This is a genomic window from Acidiphilium sp. C61 (genome assembly GCF_905116885.1).
Classification (GTDB): domain Bacteria; phylum Pseudomonadota; class Alphaproteobacteria; order Acetobacterales; family Acetobacteraceae; genus Acidiphilium.
This window is the reverse complement of the sequence record NZ_CAJHNI010000005.1, coordinates 1,909,834-1,936,010: the sequence shown is the minus strand read 5'-3', so window position 1 is coordinate 1,936,010 and position 26,177 is coordinate 1,909,834. Positions and strand designations below refer to the sequence as shown.

General features: G+C 68.8%; 20 protein-coding genes and 1 tRNA gene. 14 read left to right on the top strand and 7 right to left on the bottom strand.

Translation table 11 applies throughout. The features are described from left to right. Positions 1-56: 56 nt before the first annotated feature. Positions 57-413 carry a hypothetical protein gene (locus HUW10_RS11935; RefSeq protein WP_174503711.1) on the bottom strand — a complete coding sequence of 119 codons (357 nt, stop codon included), beginning with the start codon at positions 411-413 and terminating at the stop codon, positions 57-59. Between the two features lie 181 nt (positions 414-594). Here HUW10_RS11935 and HUW10_RS11930 point away from each other — a divergent pair, with 181 nt between their 5' ends. Then, a complete protein-coding gene (locus HUW10_RS11930; RefSeq protein ID WP_236656359.1) occupies positions 595-1,929 on the top strand; it encodes a lytic transglycosylase domain-containing protein in 1,335 nt (444 codons plus the stop codon). Between the two features lie 147 nt (positions 1,930-2,076). Here the strand turns inward: HUW10_RS11930 and folD are convergent, their stop codons facing one another. After that, positions 2,077-2,919, bottom strand: coding sequence for a bifunctional methylenetetrahydrofolate dehydrogenase/methenyltetrahydrofolate cyclohydrolase FolD (folD, locus tag HUW10_RS11925; RefSeq protein ID WP_174503710.1), 843 nt, complete (start codon positions 2,917-2,919; stop codon positions 2,077-2,079). 8 nt (positions 2,920-2,927) lie between these two features. Continuing rightward, on the bottom strand, positions 2,928-3,233 hold the full coding sequence (locus HUW10_RS11920) for a YggT family protein (RefSeq protein WP_174503709.1): 306 nt from the start codon (positions 3,231-3,233) through the stop codon (positions 2,928-2,930). A 118-nt stretch (positions 3,234-3,351) separates the two neighbouring features. On the opposite strand from HUW10_RS11920, the gene HUW10_RS11915 reads away from it, so the two are divergent. From HUW10_RS11915 to HUW10_RS11860, 12 genes are all read left to right on the top strand, one after another. Next, a tRNA-Ala gene (locus HUW10_RS11915) sits at positions 3,352-3,427 on the top strand. Between the two features lie 32 nt (positions 3,428-3,459). Beyond that, positions 3,460-4,707, top strand: coding sequence for a transcription antitermination factor NusB (locus tag HUW10_RS11910; RefSeq protein ID WP_174503708.1), 1,248 nt, complete (start codon positions 3,460-3,462; stop codon positions 4,705-4,707). Positions 4,708-4,985: 278 nt separating this feature from the next. Then, positions 4,986-5,318: a helix-turn-helix domain-containing protein gene (locus HUW10_RS11905; protein WP_174503707.1), complete on the top strand. Its 333-nt coding sequence runs from the start codon at positions 4,986-4,988 to the stop codon at positions 5,316-5,318. Positions 5,319-5,325: 7 nt separating this feature from the next. Further along, entirely contained in the window at positions 5,326-6,069 is a 744-nt protein-coding gene (locus tag HUW10_RS11900; RefSeq protein WP_174503706.1) for a TlyA family RNA methyltransferase, read from the top strand. 104 nt (positions 6,070-6,173) lie between these two features. Next, positions 6,174-7,364 (top strand): phosphoserine transaminase, encoded by a 1,191-nt coding sequence (locus HUW10_RS11895; RefSeq protein WP_174503705.1) that lies wholly within the window; start codon positions 6,174-6,176, stop codon positions 7,362-7,364. Between the two features lie 3 nt (positions 7,365-7,367). Continuing rightward, the gene (gene serA / locus HUW10_RS11890; protein WP_174503704.1) at positions 7,368-8,954 is read left to right on the top strand and encodes a phosphoglycerate dehydrogenase; all 1,587 of its coding nucleotides are present in this window, start codon (positions 7,368-7,370) and stop codon (positions 8,952-8,954) included. 318 nt (positions 8,955-9,272) lie between these two features. Further along, entirely contained in the window at positions 9,273-10,442 is a 1,170-nt protein-coding gene (locus HUW10_RS11885; RefSeq protein ID WP_174503703.1) for an efflux RND transporter periplasmic adaptor subunit, read from the top strand. 4 nt (positions 10,443-10,446) lie between these two features. Then, positions 10,447-13,596, top strand: coding sequence for an efflux RND transporter permease subunit (locus HUW10_RS11880; RefSeq protein WP_174503702.1), 3,150 nt, complete (start codon positions 10,447-10,449; stop codon positions 13,594-13,596). A gap of 88 nt (positions 13,597-13,684) precedes the next feature. Further along, entirely contained in the window at positions 13,685-15,121 is a 1,437-nt protein-coding gene (locus HUW10_RS11875; RefSeq protein ID WP_174503701.1) for a pyridoxal-dependent decarboxylase, read from the top strand. An 88-nt stretch (positions 15,122-15,209) separates the two neighbouring features. Then, positions 15,210-18,017, top strand: a complete 2,808-nt coding sequence (locus HUW10_RS11870; protein WP_174503700.1) for a molybdopterin oxidoreductase family protein — start codon at positions 15,210-15,212, stop codon at positions 18,015-18,017. Beyond that, positions 18,014-18,757: a 4Fe-4S dicluster domain-containing protein gene (locus tag HUW10_RS11865; protein ID WP_174503699.1), complete on the top strand. Its 744-nt coding sequence runs from the start codon at positions 18,014-18,016 to the stop codon at positions 18,755-18,757. Before HUW10_RS11870 ends, HUW10_RS11865 begins: the two co-directional genes overlap by 4 nt. Further along, a complete protein-coding gene (locus tag HUW10_RS11860; RefSeq protein ID WP_174503698.1) occupies positions 18,754-19,704 on the top strand; it encodes a DmsC/YnfH family molybdoenzyme membrane anchor subunit in 951 nt (316 codons plus the stop codon). Before HUW10_RS11865 ends, HUW10_RS11860 begins: the two co-directional genes overlap by 4 nt. Here HUW10_RS11860 and HUW10_RS11855 read toward each other — a convergent pair. Genes HUW10_RS11855 through HUW10_RS11845 form a run of 3 tightly spaced genes read right to left on the bottom strand, consistent with a single transcriptional unit; the run spans position 19,686 to position 22,580 of the window. Next, on the bottom strand, positions 19,686-20,462 hold the full coding sequence (locus tag HUW10_RS11855) for a metal-sulfur cluster assembly factor (RefSeq protein WP_236656515.1): 777 nt from the start codon (positions 20,460-20,462) through the stop codon (positions 19,686-19,688). The genes HUW10_RS11860 and HUW10_RS11855 overlap by 19 nt on opposite strands. Then, on the bottom strand, positions 20,462-21,478 hold the full coding sequence (locus HUW10_RS11850) for an amidohydrolase family protein (protein WP_174503697.1): 1,017 nt from the start codon (positions 21,476-21,478) through the stop codon (positions 20,462-20,464). The genes HUW10_RS11855 and HUW10_RS11850 overlap by 1 nt, the downstream gene beginning before the upstream one ends. Positions 21,479-21,536: 58 nt before the next feature. Beyond that, positions 21,537-22,580: an NAD(P)-dependent alcohol dehydrogenase gene (locus tag HUW10_RS11845; protein ID WP_174503696.1), complete on the bottom strand. Its 1,044-nt coding sequence runs from the start codon at positions 22,578-22,580 to the stop codon at positions 21,537-21,539. A 244-nt stretch (positions 22,581-22,824) separates the two neighbouring features. On the opposite strand from HUW10_RS11845, the gene HUW10_RS11840 reads away from it, so the two are divergent. Then, complete coding sequence (locus HUW10_RS11840; RefSeq protein ID WP_174503695.1) at positions 22,825-24,684, top strand: sigma-54-dependent Fis family transcriptional regulator; 1,860 nt, start codon at positions 22,825-22,827, stop codon at positions 24,682-24,684. Here HUW10_RS11840 and HUW10_RS11835 read toward each other — a convergent pair. After that, positions 24,628-26,025 (bottom strand): DEAD/DEAH box helicase, encoded by a 1,398-nt coding sequence (locus HUW10_RS11835; protein ID WP_174503694.1) that lies wholly within the window; start codon positions 26,023-26,025, stop codon positions 24,628-24,630. The two genes, HUW10_RS11840 and HUW10_RS11835, sit on opposite strands and share 57 nt — an antisense overlap. Positions 26,026-26,177 lie beyond the last annotated feature (152 nt).

Genomic DNA, 26,177 nt, shown 5'->3' with positions numbered 1-26,177 from the left:
AATTGGGAAGCGGACAGCCGCTTGGCAAGCGGTGGCGGCATGGCGGGGCGCCGGGATCAGGGCGAGGCGGGCAGCAGGCGCGGCGGATCGGCCTCGATGACGCGCACCGCAGCCCCGCGGCGCAAGGCCGGCATCCCCGGCTCGACCACGGACACCACGCTGCCATCGCCGAGGCGGACGATATATTCGCTGGCCGGCGCGGCGGAGGGCGCGGTGTCGACCCCCAGCGCGCCGAGCACGAGGCGGCGCGCTCCGGGAGCGACGGGCCGCACCGCCACCACCTCGCCGGCGACGCCGGCGGCACGGGGCGGCGGCGGGACATTGGTGGCGCAGCCGGCAAGGCAGAGACCGAGGACGAAAGACAGGGCCGCGGCGCGAGCGGGCAGCAGGGCGGGCGGCGGGACGCGTTTCATGATCTGGCCTCCGGGCGCGGGCCGACACCACGGCGCGCAGAATCATGTTGCCTTGAAATCGGCTATAAGTTAAGCGCTTATGAGACGATTTTCATGTGCCGGTCGAGGCTTCCGGCGCAAGGGGTGACCAGAGCCGCCGCCGCGCGGCGCACCGCCCCGTTTCTGCGATGGGAGACATGCGTTGACCACTGCGTTCAACCCCACCTCGCGCGCACCGGTCATGCCCCGACAGTGGCGCCGCCGGCTGGGTCAGCTTGCCGGACTCTCGGCGCTGGCGCTGCTCGCCGCGTGTTCGTCCCACCAGGCCAGCCTGAGCCCGAGCCAGCTCGCCGCGCGCTATGCCGCCAACGCGCCGGCCGATTACCGGCCGCCCGGGCCACCGAGCGACCCGTGGGGCCCCTATATCGCCCAGGCCTCGACACGGTTCGACGTGCCGACGAAATGGATTCGCGAGGTGATGCGCGTCGAATCCGGCGGGCATGAGTACATGAACGGGCATCTCACCGTCTCCGGCGCCGGGGCGATGGGGCTGATGCAGCTCGAACCGCAGACCTACCAGGAAATGGCGGCACGCTACGGGCTTGGGCCCGACCCGTTCAGCCCGCGCGACAACATCATGGCCGGGACCGCCTATATCCACCAGATGTACGAGATCTACGGCTCGCCCGGCTTCCTTGCCGCCTACAATGCGGGGCCGGGACGGCTCGACGACTATCTCGACTATCGCCAGCCTTTGCCGGCGGAGACGCGGCATTATGTCGCGATGATCGCACCGCGGATCGCGGGCGTGTATCCGGCGGGGACCTCCGGCGCGGAGGCGGTGGCGATGAACCAGCTGCCGACGCGGATTCCGGCGGGCATGCGGCCGGGCGCCGACGAGGCGGCGACCTCGCGGCTGAACCAGGCGCAGCTCGCGATGAATCGCAACCAGGCGCCGGTACCGGTGCCCGCCCCCGCGCCGTTCAGGGTCGCGGCACTCGCGCCACCCGTCGCGGTGGAGCCGCAGGTGGCGCCAGCGCCCGCCGCCACGCGCGGGCGGCCGCCGGCGCGGCGGCATGATGTCTTTGGCGGGTTTTCGCTGATCCCCTCGGCCGAGGCAGCGACCCCGGTGATGGACGGGCCGCCGGTGACAGCGCCCGCCCCGGCGCAGCGCATGTCGGCGCCACGGCAGACACCGCCCGTGGCCGCTCCGGCGCATGCGACGATGCGGCTGGCCGCGGCACACGCGCCGGCGGCAACGCGAACGCTGGGTGGCGGGCGCTGGAGCATCCAGGTCGGCGCCTACGATACGCCGGCGCACGCCAAGGCCGCACTCGGCATCGCCGAGCTGGCCGCGGTGGCGATGCTGATCAAGGCGCAGCCGATGGTCGAGCCGGTGGCGACAACGCATGGGCAGTTCTATCGCGCCCGGTTTGTCAACCTGCCGCACGATGCGGCGGTCAATGCCTGCCAGGCGCTGCGCGGCGGCCCGACCGGCTGCGCGCTGGTCGCCCCGGGCGCCCCGGGCGCACCGTGACGCGCAAGGCCTGAGCCACGCCACGCCCGCCCGCGACAAGGGGGCAGAGCATCATCCGATCAGATGGAATCATCTGATCGGATAAAGATGCTCGACTTATCAATATGATAGAGCACTACATCCGATCCAATCGGATCGGAAAGTGCTCTAGCCGCGGCGGGCGGCGGCGGCGATCAGGGTGTTTTCCAGCAGGCAGGCAATCGTCATCGGGCCGACGCCGCCGGGAACCGGCGTGATCGCGCCGGCGACCGCGGCAGCCTCGTCATAGGCGACGTCGCCGACCAGCCTTCCGTCTGCGGTGCGGTTGATGCCGACATCGATGACCGTGGCGCCGGGGGCGACCCAGTCACCCTTCACCATTTCGGCCCGGCCGACGGCGGCGACCAGGATATCCGCACGGCGGCACTCGGCAGCGAGGTCGCGGGTGCGGGAATGGGCGATGGTGACGGTGGCATCGGCGGCGAGCAGCAGGGCGGCCATCGGCCGGCCGACGATGTTGGAGCGGCCGAGCACGACGGCGCGAGCACCACGCGGGGCAATGCCTGAGGCATCGATCAGCTTCATCACGCCGCGCGGGGTGCAGGGCACAAGGAAGGGCACGCCGAGCGCGAGGGCGGCGACGTTGTCAGGGTGGAAGCCGTCGACATCCTTGGCCGGGTCGATCGCGCGGATGACGGCGCCGGCATCGAGCCCGGCCGGCAGGGGCAACTGGACGAGAATCCCGTCCACCGCTCCATCGCGGTTGAGGCGGTCGATCACGGCGAGAAGCTCGGCCTGGCTGGTGGTCGCCGGCAGGCGGATGGTTTCGCCCGCGATGCCGGCGGCCGCAGCCGCGCGCTCCTTGTTGCGGACATAGACCTGGCTTGCCGGGTCTGCGCCGACCAGCACGACGACGAGGCCGGGCGCATAGCGCAGCGCGGCGGCGCGAGCGGCGACCTCGGCGCGCAGCGACGCGGCGACGGCCTTGCCATCGATGATGCGGGCGGCCATCGCGCCGCTCACCGGTAGCCCATCACGGCGAGGTGGGCGTAGAGCCCGGAAAGGAAGATCTGCAGCGCCCGCAGCAGCAGGAAACCGACGATGAAGGAAACGTCGATCCCACCGATCGCGGGGATGAATCGGCGGAACGGCGCGAGGAAGGGTTCGGTCGCGCGGAGGAGGAATTCCTCGATCCGGTAGACGATGTGGTTGCGGGTATCGAGCACGCCGAATGCCATCAGCCAGCTGAAGATCGCCGCCGCGATCATGATGTAGACATAGATCTGGATGGCCTCGTCGAGGAGCCAGAACACCGATCCGAGCATCGTCACCTCCTGGGGGTTCGATGCCGGGTTAGCGAAGCATGGCGTTTCGCGCAACGTGACAACGCGGCTTTGGTGGCTTGACTTCCGGCTCAGGGTGCGCGATTGGCCGCTCAGGGATGGGGCTGTAGCTCAGTTGGGAGAGCGCCTCGTTCGCAATGAGGAGGTCAGGGGTTCGATTCCCCTCAGCTCCACCATCCCGTTTTCCCCCCAGAGTTGCATGGTGCGCATGAGCAAGACAGCGGCCGACCCCACCCGCGATGCGGCATTCTCGCTGCTGTCCGCCGTGCTGGACCGGCACGCGCCGCTGGACGCCGCACTCGCAGCACTGCCGAACATCGCCCCGCGCGACCGCGCTGCGGCGCACCGGATCGCGGCTTCCGTGCTGCGGCGGCTCGGCTGTCTCGACGCCATTCTCGAAACCCATCTGCGGCGGGCGCCGCCGGCGCCGGTGCGGCATATCCTGCGGATCGGCGCCGCACAGCTGGTGCTGCTCGGCGCGCCGGCGCATGCGGCGGTGAGCACGGCGGTAGGGCTCGCCCATGCGCGCGGGCTCGGCAAGTTCGCCGGGCTGATCAATGCGGTGCTGCGCAAGGTGAGCGCGGAAGGCGCGGCGGCGCTGGAGGCGCTGGATCCGGCGCGGCTCGACACGCCGCCCTGGCTCTGGACCTCGTGGGGGGCGGCGGCGCGGGCGATCGCCACCGCGCATCAGGCCGAGGCCCCGCTCGACCTGACGCTGAAGGAGGACGCCGCGATGCCGGAGGGCGGCGAGCGGCTGCCGACCGGCTCGGTACGGCTGCCGGCGGGAACCGACGTGACGCAGCTCTACGGCTATGCCGCCGGCACGCTCTGGGTGCAGGACGCGGCGGCCGCGCTGCCGGCGCGGTTGCTCGGCGACGTCGCCGGGCGACGTGTGCTCGATCTCTGCGCGGCGCCGGGCGGCAAGACGGCGCAGCTCGCCGCCGCCGGCGCGGCGGTGACGGCGCTGGACCGCGACGCGCGCCGGCTGGGGCGGCTGCGGGAAAATCTTGGGCGTCTCGGCCTCGCGGCCGAGACCATCGCGGCGGACGCGCTCACCTGGCGACCGGCGGAACCGTTCGAGGCGATCCTGCTGGATGCGCCGTGTTCGGCCACGGGAACGATCCGCCGGCATCCGGAAATCGTGCATCTGCGCCGGCCCCGCGACATCGAGGCCTGCGCGGCACTACAGGACCGACTGCTGGACGCGGCGGCGGCGATGCTCGCGCCGGGGGGAACGCTGGTCTACGCCGTCTGCTCGCTGCAACCGGAAGAAGGCGCTTCGCGAATCGAGGCCGCTGTGACGCGGCTCGGGCTGCGACGGGTGCCGGTCAGCCCCGCCGAGCTGCCGGGGCTGGAGGCGGCGGTGACCGCGGATGGCGATGTCGCCACCCATCCCGGGATGTGGGCTTCGCAGGGCGGGATGGACGGGTTTTTCATGGCGCGGCTGCGGCGCTGACTGTCAGGCCGGCTGTCGGCATGGCATTGGCGGCGGCAGGCCGGCCTCACCGGTCGCGTTAACAAGGCGGCAGGACGTATCGCATATCGGGCATTGAAACACCTGCCACGCGTGGGAAAAGCACGACAAATCTCAATTTTAATTTTTTGACACAAACGAGACAGAATAACGTGCAGACCACGGACGCTGACGCAAAAAAGTATATTTCTTAACATTTTTTTGGCGCAAATCGTACGGTGGAACTGGCGCCAGCGTGGCCATGCCGTTATGGTGAGTGCATGGCAACGAAGAAACAGGCACCACCGGAATCGGTCGGGCAGAGGATCCGTGCTCTCCGTCTGGCGAACAATCTCACCCAGGACGAGTTTGCGTCCCAGCTTGGCGTGTCGCGTTCGGCGATCGCGCAGTGGGAAACCGACCGGGCCGGGCAGGTCCGGGAAAATCTGGAGCGGATCGCAAAGGTTCTCGGCACCTCGATCGCCTATCTCGTCTCCGGGGAAACCGGCTCGCTGCAGGGCGACGAGCTGGCGCTGATGCGGCTCTATCGCTCCTGCGCGGCGGAAGACCGGCAGATCCTGCTGCGCACCGCGAAGCGCCTCGCCCGCGGCTGAGGCGGATTTGGCGCGCGGCCGGGCGGATCTCGCGCTTGTCGCGCGCGGCCTGGTCACGAGCCGGGCGCGGGCGCAGGCAGCGATCCATGCCGGCAAGGTGACCGCCGACGGACGGTCCATCGGCAAGCCCGGCGAACTTGTGGACGACCACGAAACGCTGGTGGTCGCCGATGCCGGCGCGTCCTGGGTTTCGCGCGGGGCGCTCAAGCTGATCGCGGCACTCGATCATTTCGGATTGTCTCCCGCGGGCCGCATCTGCCTCGATATAGGCGCCTCCACCGGCGGGTTCACCGAAGTGCTGCTCGCGCGCGATGCGGCGCTGGTGCATGCGGTCGATGTCGGACACGGGCAGATGGCCCCTGCCCTGCGCGAAGATTCGCGGGTGCGTCTGCATGAGGGGGTGAACGCGCGCGACCTGTCGGCCGCCGGGATACAGGGCGGGATCGGTGCCCTGGTGTGCGACGTAAGTTTCATCGGGCTGCGCAAGGTGCTGCCCGCCGGGCTCGCGCTGTGCGCGCCGGGTGCCTTCGCGGTGGCGCTGATCAAGCCGCAATTCGAGGCGGGGCCGGAAGCGATCGGCAAGGGCGGGATCGTGCGCGATGCCGCCGTGCATGAACGTGTGTGCGGCGAGATCGGCGACTGGTTCGCACAGCTTCCCGGCTGGCGGGGGCTCGGCATCATCCCCAGCCCGATCGAGGGCGGGGACGGCAACCGCGAATTCCTGATTGCAGGCATGAAGCACGCGCACTGAAGCGCCGCACGGTTTTGCTTGCGGCGGCGCGCAAAGCCGGATACATCCCGCCTCGGGTCACGCCCCCCCACCGGGGCGCTTATCTTCTGCAAGGGAGACCATCGATGGCAGACGCCACCGCGGCCGCACGCGCAAAGCCGCATATTCGCCCCCATAATCCGAATTTTTCGTCCGGCCCCTGCGCCAAGCGGCCCGGCTTCACGCTCGAGGCGCTGTCCGGCGCGATGCTCGGCCGCAGCCACCGCGCCAAGGAGCCGAAGGCGAAGCTCGCCGAGGTGATCACCCGCTCGCGCGACATTCTTGGCCTGCCGGCCGACTGGCGACTCGGCATCGTTCCCGCCTCGGACACCGGCGCCGTCGAGATGGCGCTGTGGTCGATGCTCGGCGCACGAGCGGTCGACGTGCTGGCGTTCGAGAGTTTTTCCGAAGCCTGGGCGAGCGATGTGCTCAAGCAGCTCAAGCTCGCCGATGCGCGGGTGCTGAAGGCGCCATACGGGCAGCTGCCCGATCTTGCCGCCGTCGATTTCAGCCATGACGTGGTGCTGGCCTGGAACGGCACGACGTCGGGCGCGCGGATTCCGAACGGCGACTGGATTCCGGCGGATCGCGAAGGGCTGGTGATCGCGGATGCGACCTCGGCCGCGTTCGCGATGGACCTGCCCTATGAGAAACTCGATGTGGTGACGTGGTCGTGGCAGAAGGCGCTCGGCGGCGAGGCGGCGCACGGGATGCTGGCGCTGTCGCCGCGCGCGGTCGAAAGGCTGCTGACGTTCAAGCCGGAGCGGCCGCTGCCGAAGATTTTCCGCCTGACCTCGGGCGGCAAGCTGATCGAGGGGATTTTCGCCGGCGAGACGATCAACACGCCGTCGATGCTGGCGGTGGAGGACGCGCTCGACGGGCTGCGCTGGGCCGAGGGCATCGGCGGGCTCAAGGCCATGATCGCGCGCTCGGAACGGAATCTCGCGGCGATCGTGCGGTGGGCCGAGGGCAATGAGCGGGTGGACTTCCTTGCCGCCGACCCGGCGATTCGCTCCTGCACGTCGATCTGCCTCGTCATCGCCGCGCCATGGTTCGCGGCCCTCGATGCCGAGGCGCAGGCGAAGGCGGCGAAGCGCGTCGCCACGCTGCTGGAGGCCGAGGGTGTTGCCCATGACATCGGCGCTTATCGCGATGCGCCGCCGGGGCTGCGGATCTGGGGCGGTGCGACCGTCGAGACCGCCGACATCGAGGCGCTGCTGCCCTGGATCGACTGGGCGATCGACACCGTTCATTCCGAAATTTCCGCGAAGGCCTGAGACATGCCCAAGGTTCTGATCAGCGACAAGCTCTCCCCCGCCGCCATCGACATCTTCAAGCGGCGCGGCATCGATGTGACGGTAAAGACCGGGCTTACCCCGGCCGAACTGCGCGAGATCATCGGGGAGTTCGACGGGCTCGCCATCCGCTCGGCGACGAAGGTGACGCGCGAGCTGCTGGAGGCTGCGACCAATCTCAAGGTTGTCGGCCGCGCCGGCATCGGCGTCGACAATGTGGATGTCAAATCGGCCACCGCGCGCGGCGTGGTGGTGATGAACACCCCCTATGGCAACGCCATCACCACCGCCGAGCACGCCATCGGCATGATGTTCGCGCTGGCCCGCGACCTGCCGGAGGCCTCGGCCTCGACCAAGGCGGGGAAGTGGGAGAAGAACCGGTTCATGGGCGTCGAGCTGACCGGCAAGACGCTCGGCCTGATCGGTGCCGGCAATATCGGCTCGATCGTCGCCGACCGCGCGCTGGGACTGAAGATGCGCGTGCTGGCCTATGACCCCTACCTGACCGAGACCCGGGCGACGACGCTCGGCATCGAGAAGGCGGATCTGGACACGGTGCTGGCGCGGGCGGATTTCATCACCCTGCACACGCCGCTGACCGAGCAGACGCGCAACATCCTCTCGCGCGAAAGCCTTGCCAAAACCAAGGCGGGTGTCCGCATCATCAACTGCGCGCGCGGCGGGCTGATCGACGAGGCGGCGCTGTATGACGCGCTGAAATCCGGCCATGTGGCGGGTGCGGCACTCGACGTGTTCGAGGTCGAGCCGGCGAAGGAAAGCCCCCTCTTCGAGCTGCCGAACGTGGTCTGCACGCCGCATCTGGGCGCTGCGACGACCGAGGCGCAGGAGAACGTGGCCTTGCAGGTGGCCGAGCAGATCAGCGATTTCCTGCTGACCGGCGCGGTGACGAACGCGATCAACATGGCCTCGGTCTCGGCCGAGGATGCGCCACGGCTGAAGCCCTACATGGAGCTTTGCCAGCTGCTCGGCAGTTTCGCGGGGCAGCTGACCGAGGCGCGGCAGGGCGTGATCCGCAAGGTCGGCATCGAATACGAGGGTGCTGCCGCGCATGTGAACCAGCGCCCGCTCTCGGCGGCGCTGTTCGCCGGGCTGCTCGCGCCGATGATGGAAGGTGTGAACATGGTCAACGCGCCGGTCTTCGCGCGGGACCATGGGATCGAGCTGGCGGAGACGGTGTTCGACCGCGACTGCGAATACCAGACGCTGATCCGCGTTTCGGTGACGACCGACGAGCAGACGCGCACCGTATCCGGCACGCTGTTCGGCGGGGCGAAGCCGCGGCTGGTCGAGGTGAAGGGCATCAAGGTCGAGGCCGATTTCGGCCGGCACATGCTCTATGTCACCAACCGCGACAAGCCGGGCTTCATCGCCCAGTGCAGCGCCATTCTGGCCGAGAAGGGCATCAACATCGCGACCTTCCATCTCGGCCGGACCGAGAAGGGTGGCGATGCGGTTTGCCTGATCTCGATCGACGAGACCCTGCCGGAAGCAGCACTCGCCGCGATCCGCGCGCTGCCGCAGGTGATGCAGGCGACGCAGATCTCGTTCTGAGACCGACATATTAGAGCATCATCCGATCAGATGGAATCATCTGATCGGATAAAGATGCTCTATTTATCAACAAGTTAGAGCACTACATCCGATCCGGAAGGATCGGATGTAGTGCTCTAACAACGCCGGAGGCTCCCGCATAACCGGCTGGCGGACGGGGCCGCGCGATTGACCGCGCGGCCCCGTTTCAATTATCAGGAGGCAGGACAGGAGACTTGCCGTTTTTCGGCGTCCGGACCTTGCCGTGCCACGGACCGCGCCGATCTTTTCCCTGTCGCCCACGCCCGACCCGATCCGCACCCGACAAAGAGGAACCGCATGCGACGACCGTTTCACGCCACGGCCTGCCGCGCCGCCATCACCGCCCTCGTTTTGACGCTCGGCATTGGCAGCGAAGCGGCCAGCGCCGCGGCACCGCCGCCGCCGGTGGTCAGCGTCGTGATCGTCAAGCCGCGGAAGGTCTACCAGCAGGACAGCTTCATCGGACGGATCCAGGCGGCGCGCATCGTCAATCTCGTCCCGCGGGTGACCGGATATCTGGAACAGCGCCTGTTCCACCAGGGGGCGGAGGTGAAGAAGGGTCAGCTGCTCTACGTGATCGAGCCGGGGCCATATCAGGCGGCGTTCGACCAGGCGAAGGCGAATGTCGCCGGCGCGCAGGCGACGCTGGACAACGCGAAGCTGACGCTGGAGCGCGCGGCCAGGCTGCTGCACACGCCGGCGGGCCGGCAATCGACCTATGACGATGACAAGGCGGCGGCGGAAAGTGCCGCGGCCAAGCTGCAGGCGGCCGAGGCGGCGCGGGAGACCGCGGCGATCAACCTCGCCTATACCGAGATCCGCGCCCCGCTCGACGGACGGATCGGCGCCAGTGCGGTGAATATCGGCAATGTCGTCGGGCCGAACACCGGCACGCTCGCGACCGTGGTCAGCCAGGACCCGATGAACATCGTCTTCTCGATGCCGACGCGCGATGCCATCCGCCTTGGCGACCAGCTGGCGAAACAGGGCGGGCTCGCCGGGGTGGTGCTGCGGGTGAGGCTGCCGGACGGGCAGCTGGACCCGCAGAAGGGTACGCTCGATTTCACCGGCAACCAGATCAGCCAGTCGACCGACAGCCTCGCGATGCAGGGCTCGATTCCGAACCCGGTGATCCGCGGGGCCGGCACGGCGCGGACCAGCGACCGGATGCTGACCAGCGGCGAGTTCGTCACCGTGATCGTGCGCAGCCGCACGCCGGAGGACAAGATCGTGCTGCCGCGCGACGCGGTGCTGGCCGACCAGGTGGGCGATTACGTGCTGACCGTGGGCAAGGACGGCAAGGTGGCGCGGGACGACGTGAAGCTCGCCTCGACCACGCCGGCAACAGCGACGATCGCGAGCGGGCTGGCCATCGGGGCGAAGGTGATCGTGGACGGGATCGAGAAGGTGCATCCCGGGGTGAAGGCGAAGGCAAAGGTCATCGCCGCGCCGCAGGCCCAGGGCTGAGCCGGTGATCCCCTCCTTCTTCATCGACCGGCCCCGCTTTGCGATGGTGATCGCGATCGTGCTGACGATCGCCGGCATCATCGCGATGACGCGGATTCCGGTGGCGCAGTTCCCCTCGATCGTGCCTCCGGCGGTGCAGGTGACGGCGACCTATCCCGGCGCCTCGGCGCAGGTGGTGAACGACACCGTGGCCGAGCCAATCGAGCAGAAGATCAACGGGCTGAGCGACGAGATCTACTATTCCTCGACCACCGCGAATGACGGCTCCTACAACCTGACCGTCACCTTCCGGCTCGGCAGCAACCCGGACATCGACACCGTCAACGTAACCAACGCGGTGCAGCAGGCGCTGACCCAGCTTCCGGCCGAGGTGCAGAAGGAAGGGCTGACGGTGCGCAAGCGCACGGCCTCGGTGCTGGAGTTCATGTTCTTCTACAGCCCGGACAACAAGCTGACGCCACTGCAAATCTCGAACTACGTGAAGATCAACGTGCTCAACCCGCTCGGCCGCGTGCCGGGGGTCGGCCAGGCCTTCATGTTCGGCGAGCAGGATTACGCGATGCGGGTGATCTTCAGCACCGCCCGCCTCGCCCAGCTCGGGCTGACGCCGGCGGACCTGATCAGCGCGATCGAGGACCAGAACACCCAGGCGCCGGTCGGCACGATCGGGCTGATGCCGATCGCGGGCAAGCAGCAATACCAGCTCTCGGTGCAGACCGAGGGCCGGCTGAAATCGCCCCGCCAGTTCGGCAACATCGTGATCCGCGGCAACAAGGGCGGCGCGCTGCTGCGGCTGAAGGACGTGGCGACCATCAAGCTCGGGCCGCAGAGCGAGAACCAGCTCGACCGGATCAACGGACATCCCGGTGTCGCCATCGGCGTGTTCCTCTCGCCGGGGGCGAACGCGGTGGCGACGTCGAAGCGGGTTTCGGCCGAGATCGCGCAGCTCGCGAAGCAGTTTCCGGCCAGCCTCGCGAGCAAGACCGTCTACAATTCCAGCAGCTTCGTCTCGGACACGATCAGCGAGGTGATCAAGACGCTGGCCGAGGCGTTCGCGCTCGTCGTGCTGGTGGTGTTCTTCTTCCTCGGCTCGTGGCGGGCGGCGCTGGTGCCCTCGATCGTCGTGCCGATCGCGCTGCTCGGCAGCTTCGCCTTCATGCTCGCCCTCGGTTATTCGGCGAACACGATCACCCTGCTGGCGCTGGTGGTGGCGACCGGGCTGGTGGTGGATGACGCCATCGTCGTCGTCGAGAATATCGAGCGGGTGATGGCGGAGCGGCCGGAGCTGTCGCCGCGCGAGGCGGCGAAGGTGGCGATGACGCAGATCCAGGCGCCGATCATCGCGATCATGCTGGTGCTGCTTTCGGTGTTCGTGCCGACGGCGTTCATCCCCGGCCTGTCCGGCCTGCTGTTCACCCAGTTCGCGGTGGCGATCAGCACGGCGATGCTGATCTCGGCGCTGAACGCGCTGACGCTGTCGCCGGCACTCTGCGCCATCCTGCTGCGCCGGGGCGAGCACGGGCACGGCATCATGGCGCGCATCCTCGATTTCATCGAGCGCACGCGGGAGGGCTACAGCCGGCTGATCGGCCGGCTGGTCGCGCGCTCGATGCTGGGGCTGATGGTGATCGTCGCCTTCGGGGCGGCGGCGTTCCTGCTGGCGCGGATCACCCCGGGCGGGTTCCTGCCGGACGAGGACCAGGGCGCGCTGTTCATCCAGGCGACGCTGCCGCCCGGCGCCTCGCTGCAACGGACCGACGCGATGGGGCAGAAGCTGGCAAAGATGATCCACACCCTGCCGCAGGTGCAGGACGTGATCGCCATCAACGGCTATTCGATCCTCGATTCGGCGACCGAGCCGAACGCGCTGTTCATGGTTGCACACCTCAAGCCGTTCGCGCAGCGGCCGGGGCCGAAGAATTCGGTGCAGGCGGTGATCCGCAAGATCTTCGCGATGGGCGCGCAGGTGCAGGGGGCGAACATCGTCGCCTTCAACCTGCCGCCGATCATCGGGCTGTCGACCAATGGCGGCTTCACCTACGAGCTTGAGAACGTCGCCGGCGCCAGCCAGCAGAAATTCGATTCGGTGCTCAAGGGTCTGATCGTCGCGGCGAATTCGGACCCGAAGCTTGTGCATGTGTTCAGCACCTATGCGGCGAACAATCCGTCGATCTATCTCGATATCGACCGCGCCAAGGCGCAGGCGCTCGGCGTGCCGGTCGCCTCGATCTTCCAGGCGCTGCAGGCCTCGCTCGGCGGGTTCTACGTCAACCAGTTCAACATGTTCGGCCAGGTCTGGCAGGTGAACATCCAGGCCGCCTCGACCGACCGCAACACGAGGGCGGCTATCTGGCGGATATATGTGCGCAGCAATTCGGGCAAGATGGTCTCGCTGCGCTCGCTGGCGACGGCGCATACGAGGCTCGGCCCGCAGATCGTCAGCCGCTACAACGACTCGCTGGCCGCCCCGGTCTTTGGCGCGCCGGCGCCGGGCATCTCATCCGGGGCCGCGCTGGCCGAGATGGCGGCGATCTCGTCCCGCGTGCTGCCCGCCGGATTTTCCTATGACTGGACCAGCACCGCCTATCTGCAGGAGCAGGCCAAGGGCCAGGCCGCCTATGTGTTCATCCTGTCGCTGATCTTCGCCTATCTGTTCCTCGTCGCTCTGTATGAAAGCTGGATCATTCCGGTGCCGGTGCTGCTCTCGGTGGTGGTCGGTGTGTTCGGGGCGATGCTCGGTATCGTGCTCGCCGGGCTGACGATCGACCTCTATGCCGAGATCGGGCTCGTCGTGCTGATCGCGCTGGCGGCGAAGAACGGCATCCTGATCGTCGAGTTCGCCAAGGAGCGGCGCGAGGAGGGCATGGGCATCCGCGAGGCGGCGGTGCTGGGCGCGCGGATGCGGTTCCGCGCGGTGATGATGACCTCGATCGCCTTCATCTTCGGGCTGGTGCCGCTGGTGGTGGCAACCGGAGCGGCGCAGATCACCAGGCGCTCGCTCGGCACGCCGATCTTCGCCGGGATGATCTTCGCCAGCGGCATCGGCATTTTCGTCATCCCGCTACTCTACGTGACGTTCGAGACGCTGCGGATGCGCGTCTCGCGCCGGGCGCGCGAGCGGCAGCAGCAGATCGCCGTCACCGGGGACGATTAGAGCACGTTCCGATCCATCCGGATCGGATGATGCTCTAGGCGGCGCGGGCGGGCTTTACCGGTGATGTTGGGGCGCATAAGCAGCGTCCATGGCAACGCTTGATCCCGAGGACTGGTCCGAGTTCCGCGCGCTGGGGCACCGGATGATGGACGACATGTTCGACCGGCTGGAAGGGCTTGGCACGGCACCGGTCTGGCGCCCGATGCCCGACGCGGTGCGCGCGGGTTTCCGCGCCAGGCTGCCGCGCGAGGGGAACGGCGCCGCCGCCGCCTATGACGCCTTCGCCGCACGGATCGCGCCCTATGCCTCGGGCAATACGAGCCCGCGCTTCATGGGCTGGGTGCAGGGCGGGGGCAACGCGGTGGGCATGCTGGCGGAATTGCTGGCCGGCGGGCTCAACGAGAATTGCGGCGGGCGGGACCATGTCGGGCTCGAGGTGGAGCGGCAGGTGGTGGCCTGGGCGGCGGAGCTGCTCGGCCTGCCGGCGGCGACCGGCGGGCTGATGGTGACCGGATCGTCGATCGCGAATTTCATCGCCCTGCTCTGCGCGCGGCGGGCGCATTGCGGCGCGGCTGTGCGGCAGGAGGGGCTCGGCGGGCGGCGTCTCGTCGGCTACGCGCAGGCCGGGGTGCATCGCTGTGTGCCGGGCGCGTTCGACATGGCCGGGCTCGGCGGCGCGGCGCTGCGGCGGGTGGCGCTCGGCGCCGACCGACGGATCGACCTCGCGGCGCTGGAGGCGACGATCGCCGCCGACCGGGCGGCGGGGGCGGAGCCGTTCATGATGATCGGCACGGCGGGATCGGTCGATGTGGGGGCGATCGACGATCTGGCCGCCCTCGCCGCGCTCGCCCGGCGGGAGGGGATGTGGTTTCACGTCGATGCCGCGTTCGGCGCGCTGGCAGCGGCCTCGCCCACCAGGCGGGATCTGCTCGCGGGGATCGGCGAGGCGGATTCCGTGGCGTTCGATTTTCACAAATGGGCGCAGGTGCAATACGATTCCGGCTGCATCCTGGTGCGCGACCGGCAGCTGATGCTGGATACGTTCGCGCAGGATGCCTCGTATCTGACGACCACCGCACGGGGACTGTCAGGCGGCGCACCCTGGCCGTGCGACATGGGGCCGGATCTCTCGCGCGGGTTCCGGGCGCTCAAGGTGTGGATGACGATCGAGGCCTATGGCGCGGCGGCGCTGGGCGGCATCGTCGATGATTGCTGCGCGCTGGCAACCCGCCTTGCGGCCGCGGTGGATGCGGCGCCGCGCCTTGCGCGCCTCGCGCCGGTGCCGCTCAACATCGTGTGCTTCCGCTACGATGACGGCGGCGCGGAGCTGGACGCGCTGAACGCCGCCATCGCCGCCGATATCCAGGAGAGCGGGCGCTACGTGATCTCGACCACGATGATCGACGGGGTGCGGGCGCTGCGGGCGGCGATCGTCAATCACCGGACAACTGCGGCCGATATCGACGGGCTGGCAGAGATGGTGATCGCCGCGGGGGATGCGCGGCGGGGCTCGCCGATCGGCTGACCGATCGGCTGAACCGATCAAACGGATCGGTCAGGGACGCTGGCCTGGCGCGGCGGCGGCGGTCATAAAATCGGGTGGAGATTTTGCCATGCCCGAAGACAGGATTGCCTATCACGCGCCGGTCGGCGACGAGGTGGCCCACACCACCTGCTACATGTGCGCCTGCCGCTGCGGCATCAAGGTCCATCTCAAGGACGGGAAGCTGCGCTACATCGAGGGCAACCGCGACCATCCGATCAATCGCGGTGTGCTCTGCGCCAAGGGATCGGCGGGGATCATGTCGGTCACCTCGCCGGCGCGGCTGCGCGCACCGCTGAAGCGGGTCGGCCCGCGCGGGGCGGGCGAATTCGAGGAAATCGGCTGGGACGAGGCGATGGCGATCGCGACGGCGCGGCTCGCCGGCATCCGCGCCAGCGATCCGCACCGCCTCGCCTTCTTCACCGGGCGCGACCAGTCGCAATCGCTGACCGGCCATTTCGCGCGGATGTTCGGGACGATGAATTTCGCCGCCCATGGCGGGTTCTGCTCGGTCAACATGGCCGCCGCCGGGCTCTATTCGGTGGGCGGCGCATTCTGGGAATTCGGCGAGCCGGACTGGAACCACGCGAAGCTGTTCCTGCTGTTCGGCGTGGCCGAGGACCACGATTCCAACCCGATCAAGCTCGGCCTCGCCAAGCTGAAGGAGCGGGGCGCGAAGATCGTCTCGGTCAACCCGGTGCGGACCGGGTATTCAGCGATCGCCGACGAGTTCGTCGGCATCACGCCGGGGACCGACGGGCTGTTCATCATGGCGCTGATCCATTGCCTGCTGGCGGAGGGCGCGGTCGATACCGCGTTTCTGGTCCGCTACACCAACGCGCATCACCTGGTGATCGACGCGCCGGGCGCGGCCGATCACGGGCTGTTCGCGCGCGACGCGGAGGGCGCGGCGCTCGCCTTCGACCGCAAGACGGGCGCACTGGCGCGGGCGGATGCGACCGGCACCGACCCTGCCCTGCTCGGGACGTTCACGCTACCCGACGGGCGGCGCGCGCGGCCGTCCTTTGCCCTTCTGGCGGAGCGTTATGCGGCGGCGGAGTATGCGCCGGAGGCGGTGGAAGCGCGCTGCGGCATCGCGGCGACGACGATCCGGCGGCTGGCCGCCGAGATTGCCGAGATCGCGTTCCGCCAGCCGGTGACGATCGAGCAGGCCTGGACCGACACCGACGGGCGGCGGCACGAGACGATGACCGGGCGGCCGGTGGCAATGCACGCGATGCGGGGGATTTCGGCGCATTCCAACGGGTTTCACACCTGCCGGGCGCTGCATGTGCTGCAGATGCTGATCGGCGCCGTCGATACGCCGGGGTCGTGGCGCTACAAGTCGCCGCACCCGAAGCCGATTCCGCCCGGGCCGGGCCCGGCCGGGCGGGCGCATGACGGGCGCGGCGCGCTGACCGGCAACGTGCTCGGCTTTCCGACCTCACCGGAGGATTTGCTGGTGGATGACGCGGGCGAGCCGCTGCGGCTCGACCGGGCGTTTTCCTGGGAGGCGCCGCTCGGCATTCACGGCATGATGCACATGGCGATCGCCGAGGCGCATGCGGCCGGGCGGGCGCGGGTGGACACGCTGTTCCTCTACATGGCGAACATGGCGTGGAACTCGGCGATGAACCCGGGCGAGACGACGCGGATGCTGACCGACCGCGACGCGGACGGCGAATATCGGATTCCGTTCGTGATCGTCGCCGACGCGTTCGAATCCGAAACGGTCGCCTATGCCGACCTGGTGCTGCCGGATACGACCTATCTCGAGCGCTACGACTGCATTTCGCTGCTCGACCGGCCGATCGGCTCGGCGCACGGGCCGGCGGATGCGATCCGCGTGCCGGTGCTCAAGCCGGATCGCGACGTGCGGCCGTTCCAGGACGTGCTGATCGACCTTGCCGGACGGCTCGGCCTGCCGGATTTCGCCGAGGCGCCGGGCAAGCCGCTCTACAGCTCCTATGCCGATTACATGGTGCGCCACCAGCGCAAGCCGGGGGTGGGGCCGCTGGCCGGATTCCGCGGGGCGGACGGGACCGCGTTCGGCCGGGGCGAGCCGAACCCCGAGCAGATTTCCCGCTACATCGCCAACAAGGGGTTTGCGCGCTACGACCTGCCGCTGGAGCAGCTTTACTACAAGCACGCGAACCGGGCCTATCTCACCGGTGCCAAGGAGATGGGGCTGATCGACGATGACAGCCAGATCGTTCTCAATCTCTACAGCGAGCATTTGCAGAAATTCCGCCTCGCCGCCGAGGGGCACGGGGCGGTGCTGCCGCCGGAGCGGCTGCGCGCGCGCGTCGCCCGGTTCATGGACCCGCTGCCGATCTGGTACGAGCCGATCGAGCAGACCATGACGGATATGAAACAGTTTCCGCTCCACGCGATCACGCAGCGGCCGATGTCGATGTATCATTCATGGGGATCGCACAATGCGTGGCTGCGGCAGATCCATTCGGAAAACCGGCTCTACGTGCATCGCGACCTCGCCGCCGCACAGGGGCTGGAGGATGACGACTGGGTCGAGGTGGTCTCGCGCACGGGGCGGCTGAAATGCCAGATCCGCATCATGGACGGGGTGAACCCGCACACGGTGTGGACGTGGAACGCGATCGGCCGGCGGAGCGGGGCGGTGGCGCTGGCGCAGGACGCGCCGGAGGCGGTGCGCGGCTTCCTGCTCAACCACGTGATCTCGGAATATCTGCCGGCGGGGGATGACGGGGCGCGGCTGTCGAATTCCGACCCGGTGACCGGACAGGCGGCGTGGTTCGACCTTACCGTGCGGCTTGAACCCTGCGAGCCGGAGACGATCGCGGAAACCCAGCCGCGGATGGCGCCGGTGGCGTTGACGACGAAGGGAGCCGGCCAATGACATCGCTGCCGCAGAGTCAGCCGGGCGCCAGGCGGCTCGGGCTCGTGATCGATCTCGATACCTGTGTCGGCTGCCATGCCTGCGCGGTGAACTGCAAGGAATGGAACACCGAGGGGCACCACGCGCCGCTGCCGGATTACGATCCGCATGGCGCGGACCCTGACGGGGTGTGGTTCAACCGCATCCATTCCTACGAGGCGGAGGGCAGCGGCGGGTGCGGCAAGACGGTGAATTTCCCGCGCTCGTGCCTGCATTGCGAAAATCCGCTCTGCGTCACCGTCTGCCCGACCGGCGCCTCCTACAAGCGGGCCGAGGACGGCATCGTGCTGGTGAACACGGATATCTGCATCGGCTGCAAGCTGTGTTCCTGGGCCTGCCCCTATGGCGCGCGGGAATTCGACGAGCATGACGGGGTGATGAAGAAATGCACCCTCTGCATCGACCGGATCTATAACGAATCGCTGCCCGAGGCGGAGCGCGAGCCGGCCTGTGTGGCGACCTGCCCGTCGCGGGCGCGGCATTTCGGCGATCTCGCCGATCCCGAGAGCCGGGTGTCGAAACTGGTGGCGGAGCGCGGCGGCGTCGATCTGATGGCGGAGCTGGGCTACCGGCCGACCAACAAGTATCTGCCGCCGCGGCAGACGCGCATCGAGACGAAGCCGGTGGAGATGCCGGCATCGGCGCCGGGCGGGCTGGGCGGCGCGCTGCTCGCCCTCGTGGACAAGGTGCTTTCGCGATGACACCGGCAAGTTCGGTCCTGCTGCTGACCACCCTCACCGGCTTCGGCTACGGGCTGCTGGCGTGGCTCGGGATTTTCTGCGCCGCCGGGGCGCTGCCGGAGAGCCCGTGGTTCGGGCCGGTGGCGGTGGTGATCGCGCTTGGCTTCGCCGGCGCCGGGCTGGTCGCCTCGACGCTGCATCTCGGGCGGAAGGAACGCGCCTGGCGGGCGTTCAGCCAGTGGCGGTCGTCGTGGCTGTCGCGCGAGGGGGTGGCGGCGGTGGCGACCAACCTGCCGGCGCTGGGCTTTGCCGTGTCATGGGCGGCGCTGGGCGCGGGCGCGAATCTGACCGTGGCCTTCGGGCTGGTGGCGGCGGCGATGGCGCTGGGGACGGTATTCTGCACCGCGATGATCTATGCCTGCCTGAAGCCGATCCGCCAGTGGCACAACCGCTTCACCGCACCGCTGTATCTGGTGTTCGCCGCCTTCTCCGGCGCCGCGTTGCTGGCGGCCCTGCTCGGGGTATGGACCGGGGCGGCGGCGGGGGGGACGGCGGGGGCATCGGCGCTGGTCGTGGTGTTCGCAATCGGCGCGGGCGTGGCGAAGGCGGCCTACTGGCGCTTCATCGACGCGCAGGGCCCGCTCGCGACGCTCGCCTCGGCGACGGGGCTTGGCAGCTTCGGCACGGTGCGCGCCCTCGACCGGCCGCATTTCACCGAGAATTACGTGCTGCGGGAGATGGGCTACCAGATCGCCCGGCGGCACGCCGCGCGGCTGCGGCGGATCGTGCTGGTCCTCGCCTTCGCAGCACCCGCGGTGCTGGCCGCCCTTGCGCTGGCGGGCGCGATGCCGGCGGTGGCGGCGCCGCTGGCCGCCCTGCTCGCCGGCATCGGCCTGTTCGCCGAGCGCTGGCTGTTCTTCGCCGAGGCCACGCATGTCTCGGCCATCTATTATGGCCGGGCCGTCTGATCGCTGCTGGCGACGCCCTGGCGGATGAAGTCGGCAAGGCCCGGATCCTCCGGCAGGGTTGATGGTTCGTCGCCATAGCGGGCGGCGAGCAGGCCGCGGCAGAGCGCGCCGTTGAACTCCGCGTTCAGCCCGACGCGGCGGATGTGGCGCAGATAGACGCTCAGCGTTTCATGCATGATCCGTTCGCCGGCGCTGGTGACGAAGGCGAGGTCCTCGCCGCCGGCAAGCGGACGGCGGGCGAGATAGCGGGCGCGCAGGCCAGGCCCCTCCCCGTCGAGCGCCAGGCGTTCGAGACCCTCTACCGTGAGGTCGAGGAAGGCCTGTGGATCGTGGCCGGCGGCGAGCAGGTGACGCAGCAGCGCCTCCTGCCGGCGCTCGAAGGATTTCAGGCCGAAATGCAGGCGGATGCCGGCGAGGTTCTCGCCCGCCTCCTGCGGGAAGGCATCGGCGAAATCCTTGCCGGCGGCGACGCCGTTGTTGATCTCGTCGATGAACATGTGCTCGTCGAGCCGGACATCGGCGCGCTTGACCCAGGGCAGGGCGGCGACGGCATCGCGCATGTCGGCGGCCATGAGATAGGAGAAATTGGCGGCGCACCAGTAGGTCGGCAGGCGGAAGCCGACGCTGACGGCGCCGTCTTCCGCGATGTCGATGCCGGTGACGAAGCCGAGCTCGACCACGCTCTCGTCAAGTTCAGGATCGGTCACCTGATCGAGAGCGGCGCGCACCTCCGCGGTGCGCGCCTCCAGCATGGACATCACGCAGCCACCGGCGCCATCCGGCCGAGCCTGGCCTTCTGGGCGGCGATGTCGACACCATAGATCCGGGCGGCGTTCTCGCCGAGGATCTTCTTCTTGGCTTCGAGCGTGAGCTGCTTGCCGGTCTCCTTCACCAGTTCGTCGGGGAGCTCGAAGCTCATGAAACGCTCGACCAGCCAGCGCGGCGTCCAGATCCCGTAGTCGGAGCCGAACAGGATGCGGTCCTCGCCAAGCCAGAACAGCAGCTCGGACATCACCTTGGCGAAATAGCCGGGGCGCGAGTGGATGAAGGGCAGCACCACGGCGAGGCCGCCATAGACATTGCTCTCCTGCACCGCGATCCAGCAGAAATCATCGAGGCGCGGCAGGCCGCAATGCTCGACGATGAAGTTGAGGTTGGGGAAGTCGGTCGCGCAATGGTCGATATCGGCGACATCGAAGGCATCGCGGTCAAGCGGGATGATGGTCGGGCCCTTGTGGACGTGGACATTCTTGATCCCGAGCTTCTCGCAGCGCTCGAAATACTTGTAGGCGGCGGGATCGGAGAGCTTGTAGCCGCGGCTGTCGCCCTTCCATTCGGCGGTGTAGAGCTTCACCCCCTTGATCTTGTGGATCTCGGCCATGGCTTCGAGGGCTTCGAGCCCGCCCTCGCCGTCGCGCGGGTCGAAGGCGCCGTTGAGGATGAAGCGGTCAGGGTAGCGGGTTTTGAGCACCGCGTTCTGTTCGAGCGTGTTGAAGCCGGTCTTGTAGAAATCCTTGAGGTAGGTGGGCTGGAAGATCGCCATGTCGTCCGGCCCGTCGATGAAGAGGTCCTGCACCATCTGCTCGGCGCCGTATTTGGCGAATTTCTCCGGCGTCCAGAGCTGTTCCGGCGGGGAGAGCGAGGCGTGGTAGCCATAGAAGCAGTCGATGAATTGCTTGCCGTGAATGTTCTTGATGTTCTCGGGGCTGGCATCCCAGAGATGGACGTGGCCGTCGATGATGAAGATCTCTTCGCCGTCTTTGGTGGTGTACACTGGATCCGTTTCCTTCCTTGGCGTTGGACGTTCGAGCGCGGGGTTTTTTTCGCTTCGTTCAGGGAATCAGCACGGCGCGGCCGCGTACCTTGCCGTGATGCAGGTCGTGCAGGGCGGCATTCGCCTCGTCGAGCCGGTATTCGCGGGTGGCGAGGGTGACCTTGCCCTGGTCAGCGAGCGCCATCAGCTCGATCAGCTCGGGGTAGGTGCCGACGAGGTTGCCGACGATGGTCTTCTCGGAGGTGATCATGTCGATGGTGGGAATGTCGATCTTCCCGCCATAGCCGACGATGTAATAGTAGCCGCCGTCGCGGGTCATCGCGAGGCCTTTCGCCACGGCGTCGCCCTCGCCGACGAAGTCGATCACCGCCTCGGCCCCCTTGCCCTTCGTCAGGCGCATCACCTCGTCGAGTTCGGAGCCATCCGCCTTCACCGCGAAATCGGCGCCGCATTCCTGTGCGAGGTGCAGCGCCATGTCGGCGCGGTCGACGATGATGATCTGTGCTGCGCACATCGCGCGCAGCACCTGGATGCCGATATGCCCGAGGCCACCGGCGCCGATCACCACCGCGAACTGGCCGGGCAGCAGGTGGCGCGAGGCCTTCTTGGCCGCACGGTAGGCCGTGAGCCCGGCATCGGTATGCGGGGCGACATCCTTCGGCGCGAGCGATTTCGGCAGCTTGATGATGGAGCGCACGCCGGTGCGCAGCAGCTCGGCATAGCCGCCATTGCAGTTGATGCCGGGGAATTCGCTCTCCTCGGCGTGCATGTCGTCGCCGCGGCGGCAGGCGAGGCAGTGGCCGGAGGTGATCAGCGGATGGCAGATGACCGGGTCGCCCTTCTTGAGGTGGGTGACGGCGGCGCCGACCTCCTCGATCCAGCCGGCATTCTCATGGCCCATGATGTGCGGGAACTTGAGATCCACCTTCGAGCGCCAGACGCCCTCGATGATGTGAAGGTCGGTCCGGCACACCCCGGCGCCGCCGATGCGCACGATCACGTCGGTCGGGGTACGGATCTGCGGTTCGGGAACGTCCTCGTAGGAGACGAAGACGGGTGCGGTGAGCTTTTCATCGTATCCGTGAAGCACGGCGGCTTTCATGGCGCGTGGTCCCCCTGTTCTGGTGAGGGAAGCGCTGCATCGATCGTGCCAGCGCCGGGATTGGCGGGTTTTCGCGGCCGGGCGGAGGATCGGCGCCAAGGCGGATGCTCCATTCCGCAACAGCGATACAAAACATGTGTTCCGTTGCGGCCCGCCTGCGTATAAGTTGAACAAAGATAAAAGACTTCGCCGGGGTGGCGGACATGGCCAGCCCGGCCAAGGGACAAAAGCGTTCGGAGGAAACATGCTGGCGCATCGTGCCACCGACTCACGCCTGGCCCAGGCGCGCTCGTTGCTGGAACTTGGCCGGGCGATCCCGGCCGGGCTGCTGGCCGCCCCCATCGCCGCGAGCTGGCGGCGCTGTCTCGATGCGGGGCTTGAGCCGCACCATCCCCCGCCGGTCGAGCGGATCGAACGGCACATGCTGGAACGGCACCGCGCCGCGCACGAGACCGTGCGGCGGCTGGCCCGGGCGGAAATGCAGACCCTCCAGCGTCAGCTCGGCCGCGACAGCTTCATGCTCGCCTTCGCCGACCCCGAGGGCGTGCTGCTCGACGCGCTGGCAAGCGAGGGGCGGCGCACCGATATCGAGGCCTTCGGCATCGTTCCCGGAACCGTGTGGCAGGAGGCGATGGCCGGCACCAACGCGCTCGGGACCGCGAGCGAGGCCCGCCAGCGCATGGTGGTGCGCGGCGCCGAGCACTTCTTTACCCATCACCAGCGGCTGACCTGCATCGCGGCACCCATCTTCCTGCCGGACCGCACGCTGGCGGGTGTGCTCGACGCAACCTGCTTCAGCGAGTCCTATGCGCCCAACGCGCGGGCCATCGTGGCGCTGGCCGCCGCCGAGATCGAGGCGCGGCTGTTCCGCGCGCGACTGGCCGGCAAGCGGCTGCTGGCGGTTCACGGTCGGGCCGAGTTCATCGACACCGCCTATGCCGGGCTGCTGGCGCTCGACGCCGCCGACCGGGTGGTGGCGGCGAACGACCAGGCGCGGTTCATCCTGGCCGGGCTGGCCGAGCCGGTGGGGGCGGCGTTCGGCGCGCTGTTCGCCCCCGGCGAGCTCCGGCCGGGGACGCTGGGCACGCTGACCGACCGGTCGGGGCGGTTGCTGCACGCGCGGCTTGACCAGCCAGAGGCGGCGGCACGGCCACGCGCCAGCGCCCGGACGCAGGATCCGGCAGCGGCGGATGCAATCGTCGCGGAGGATCCGGCGGCGCGTGCGGCGCTCGAGATGGCGGCGCGCGCGGCAGTGCGCGGCGTGCCGGTGCTGATCCGCGGGGCGACCGGCACGGGCAAGGAAGTGGCCGCGCGCTACGCACACCGGGCCTCGGGGCGGAGCGGCCGGTTCGTCGCGGTGAACTGCGCGGCGATTCCGCCGGACCTGATCGCCGCCGAGCTGTTCGGCCATGTCGAGGGCGCGTTCACCGGCGCGCGGCGCGGCGGGGCCAACGGGCTGGCGGTGGAAGCGGATGGCGGGACGCTGTTCCTCGACGAGATCGGCGACCTGCCGCTGCCCTTGCAGGCGGCGCTGCTGCGCTTTCTCGACGATTTCTCGGTCCGGGCCGTGGGTGGCGGAGCGCCGCGGCTGGTCGACGTGCTGCTGCTGACGGCAACGAATGTGGACCTTGCCGCCGCGGTGGCGGCGGGGCGGTTCCGCGCCGATCTCTATTATCGCCTCGCGATCGCCGAGATCACCCTGCCGGCGCTGAAGGACCGCAACGACATCCGTTCGCTGGCGGCACACCTGCTGGAGCAGATGGCGCCCGGCTCACGGCTGGATGCGGCGGCGGGAGCGCGCCTCGCGCGGCACGAGTTTCCGGGCAATATCCGGGAGCTGCGCAACCTTCTGGCGCGCGCGGCTCTGGGCGGGGAGAAAGTGATCGGCGAGGCGGCGATCGCCGCCCTGCTGCCGGCCGAGGATGGCGGTTCGGCGGCTTCGGGCGGCGGGCGCTCGGTGCTGCGCGACGTTCAGGCGCAGCGGATCGAGGCAGCGCTGCGCGCGGCCGGCGGCAATGTCAGCCGCGCGGCGCGCGCGCTCGGCGTATCACGCAACACGATTTACCGCGCGATTGGACGAACGCCCCCGGGCGCCGCCGGCTGAGCGGCCGCGTCCCTGCGGCTTGCCGGCGGCATTCGCGTGCGCCGGCTTGCCATGATGGCCGCCGCCATGCCCCTGGCCATTGCCGTGACCGCCGCCATGGCCATGCCCATGACCGCCATGCGCGGCCTTCGGCGCGGCGTTGCGCTTGGGCATCTGCCCCTGGCGGGCGACCTGGTTGCGGGCGCGGAGAAGATGCGGGGGCGCGAGGCCCCGCACCGGCTGGGCGCCGCCGGGAACGAGCTGGCGGCCGATCAGCGTTTCGATATCACGCAGATACGGCAGCTCCGAGGGCTCGACCAGCGAGATCGCCACGCCCTCGGCGCCGGCGCGGGCGGTGCGGCCGATGCGGTGGACATAGGATTCCGGCACGTTCGGCAGCTCGAAATTGACCACGTGCGAGACGTTGTCGACATCGATGCCGCGGGCGGCGATGTCGGTCGCGACGAGCACTCGGATGCGGCCGGAGCGGAACAGGTCGAGCGCGCGCTCGCGCTGGCCCTGGCTCTTGTTGCCGTGGATCGCGGCGGCACCGATTCCGGCATCCTCGAGATGGCGGGTGACCTTGTCGGCGCCGTGCTTGGTGCGGGTAAAGACGATGGCGCGCTCGACCGCGACATCGGCCAGCAGCCAGGCGAGCTTGTCCTTCTTTTCCTCGGGGGCGAGGAGGAGAACCTGCTGGTCGATCCGGTCGACCGGCTTCGATTCGACGCTGACGGCGACCTCGCGCGGGTCGCGCAGGAATTCACCGGCCAGGGCGCGGATCGGCTTCGGCATGGTGGCGGAGAACATCACCGCCTGGCGCTGGCGAGGCAGCTTCGCCATGATCTGGCGGATCGCCGGGATAAAGCCGAGATCGAGCATCTGGTCGGCCTCGTCGAGCACCACGGTTTCCACCGAATCGAGGCGGATGACGCCGGCGGCGACATGGTCGAGCAGGCGGCCAGGCGTGGCGACCAGAAGGTCGACGCCGGATTCCATGCGGCGGGCCTGCGGGCCGGGCTTGGCGCCGCCGATCACGACGGCGATCGAGGGATGGGTGAACTTGCCGTAGGTGCGCGCGGCATCGGCGATCTGGGTAGCGAGCTCGCGGGTGGGGGCGAGGACCAGGGCGCGGCAGGCGCGCGGCGCCGGGCGGGCGCGGTTCGCCGCGATCCGGTGCAGGATCGGCAGCACGAAGGCGGCCGTCTTGCCGGTGCCGGTCTGGGCGATGCCGACCAGATCGTGGCCTTCGAGCATCACCGGGATCGAGCGGGCCTGGATCGGGGTGGGAGTTTCATAGGACTGCTCGCTGATGGCGCGCAGCAGGGGCTCGGCGAGGCCGAGTGTGGTAAAATCGGTCAAAACAGCGCTTTCGTCGCGGCTCCTTCACAATGATGGAGCGGCACAAGGGTGGCAGGAAGCTTCGTAGACGAGCCGCCCAGAGGGTGCGCGCCCCGTATGGAACGCGCCTGCCGGCGGTGGCGGCGCAACGGCGCGGCCTGCCGGTGAACAGA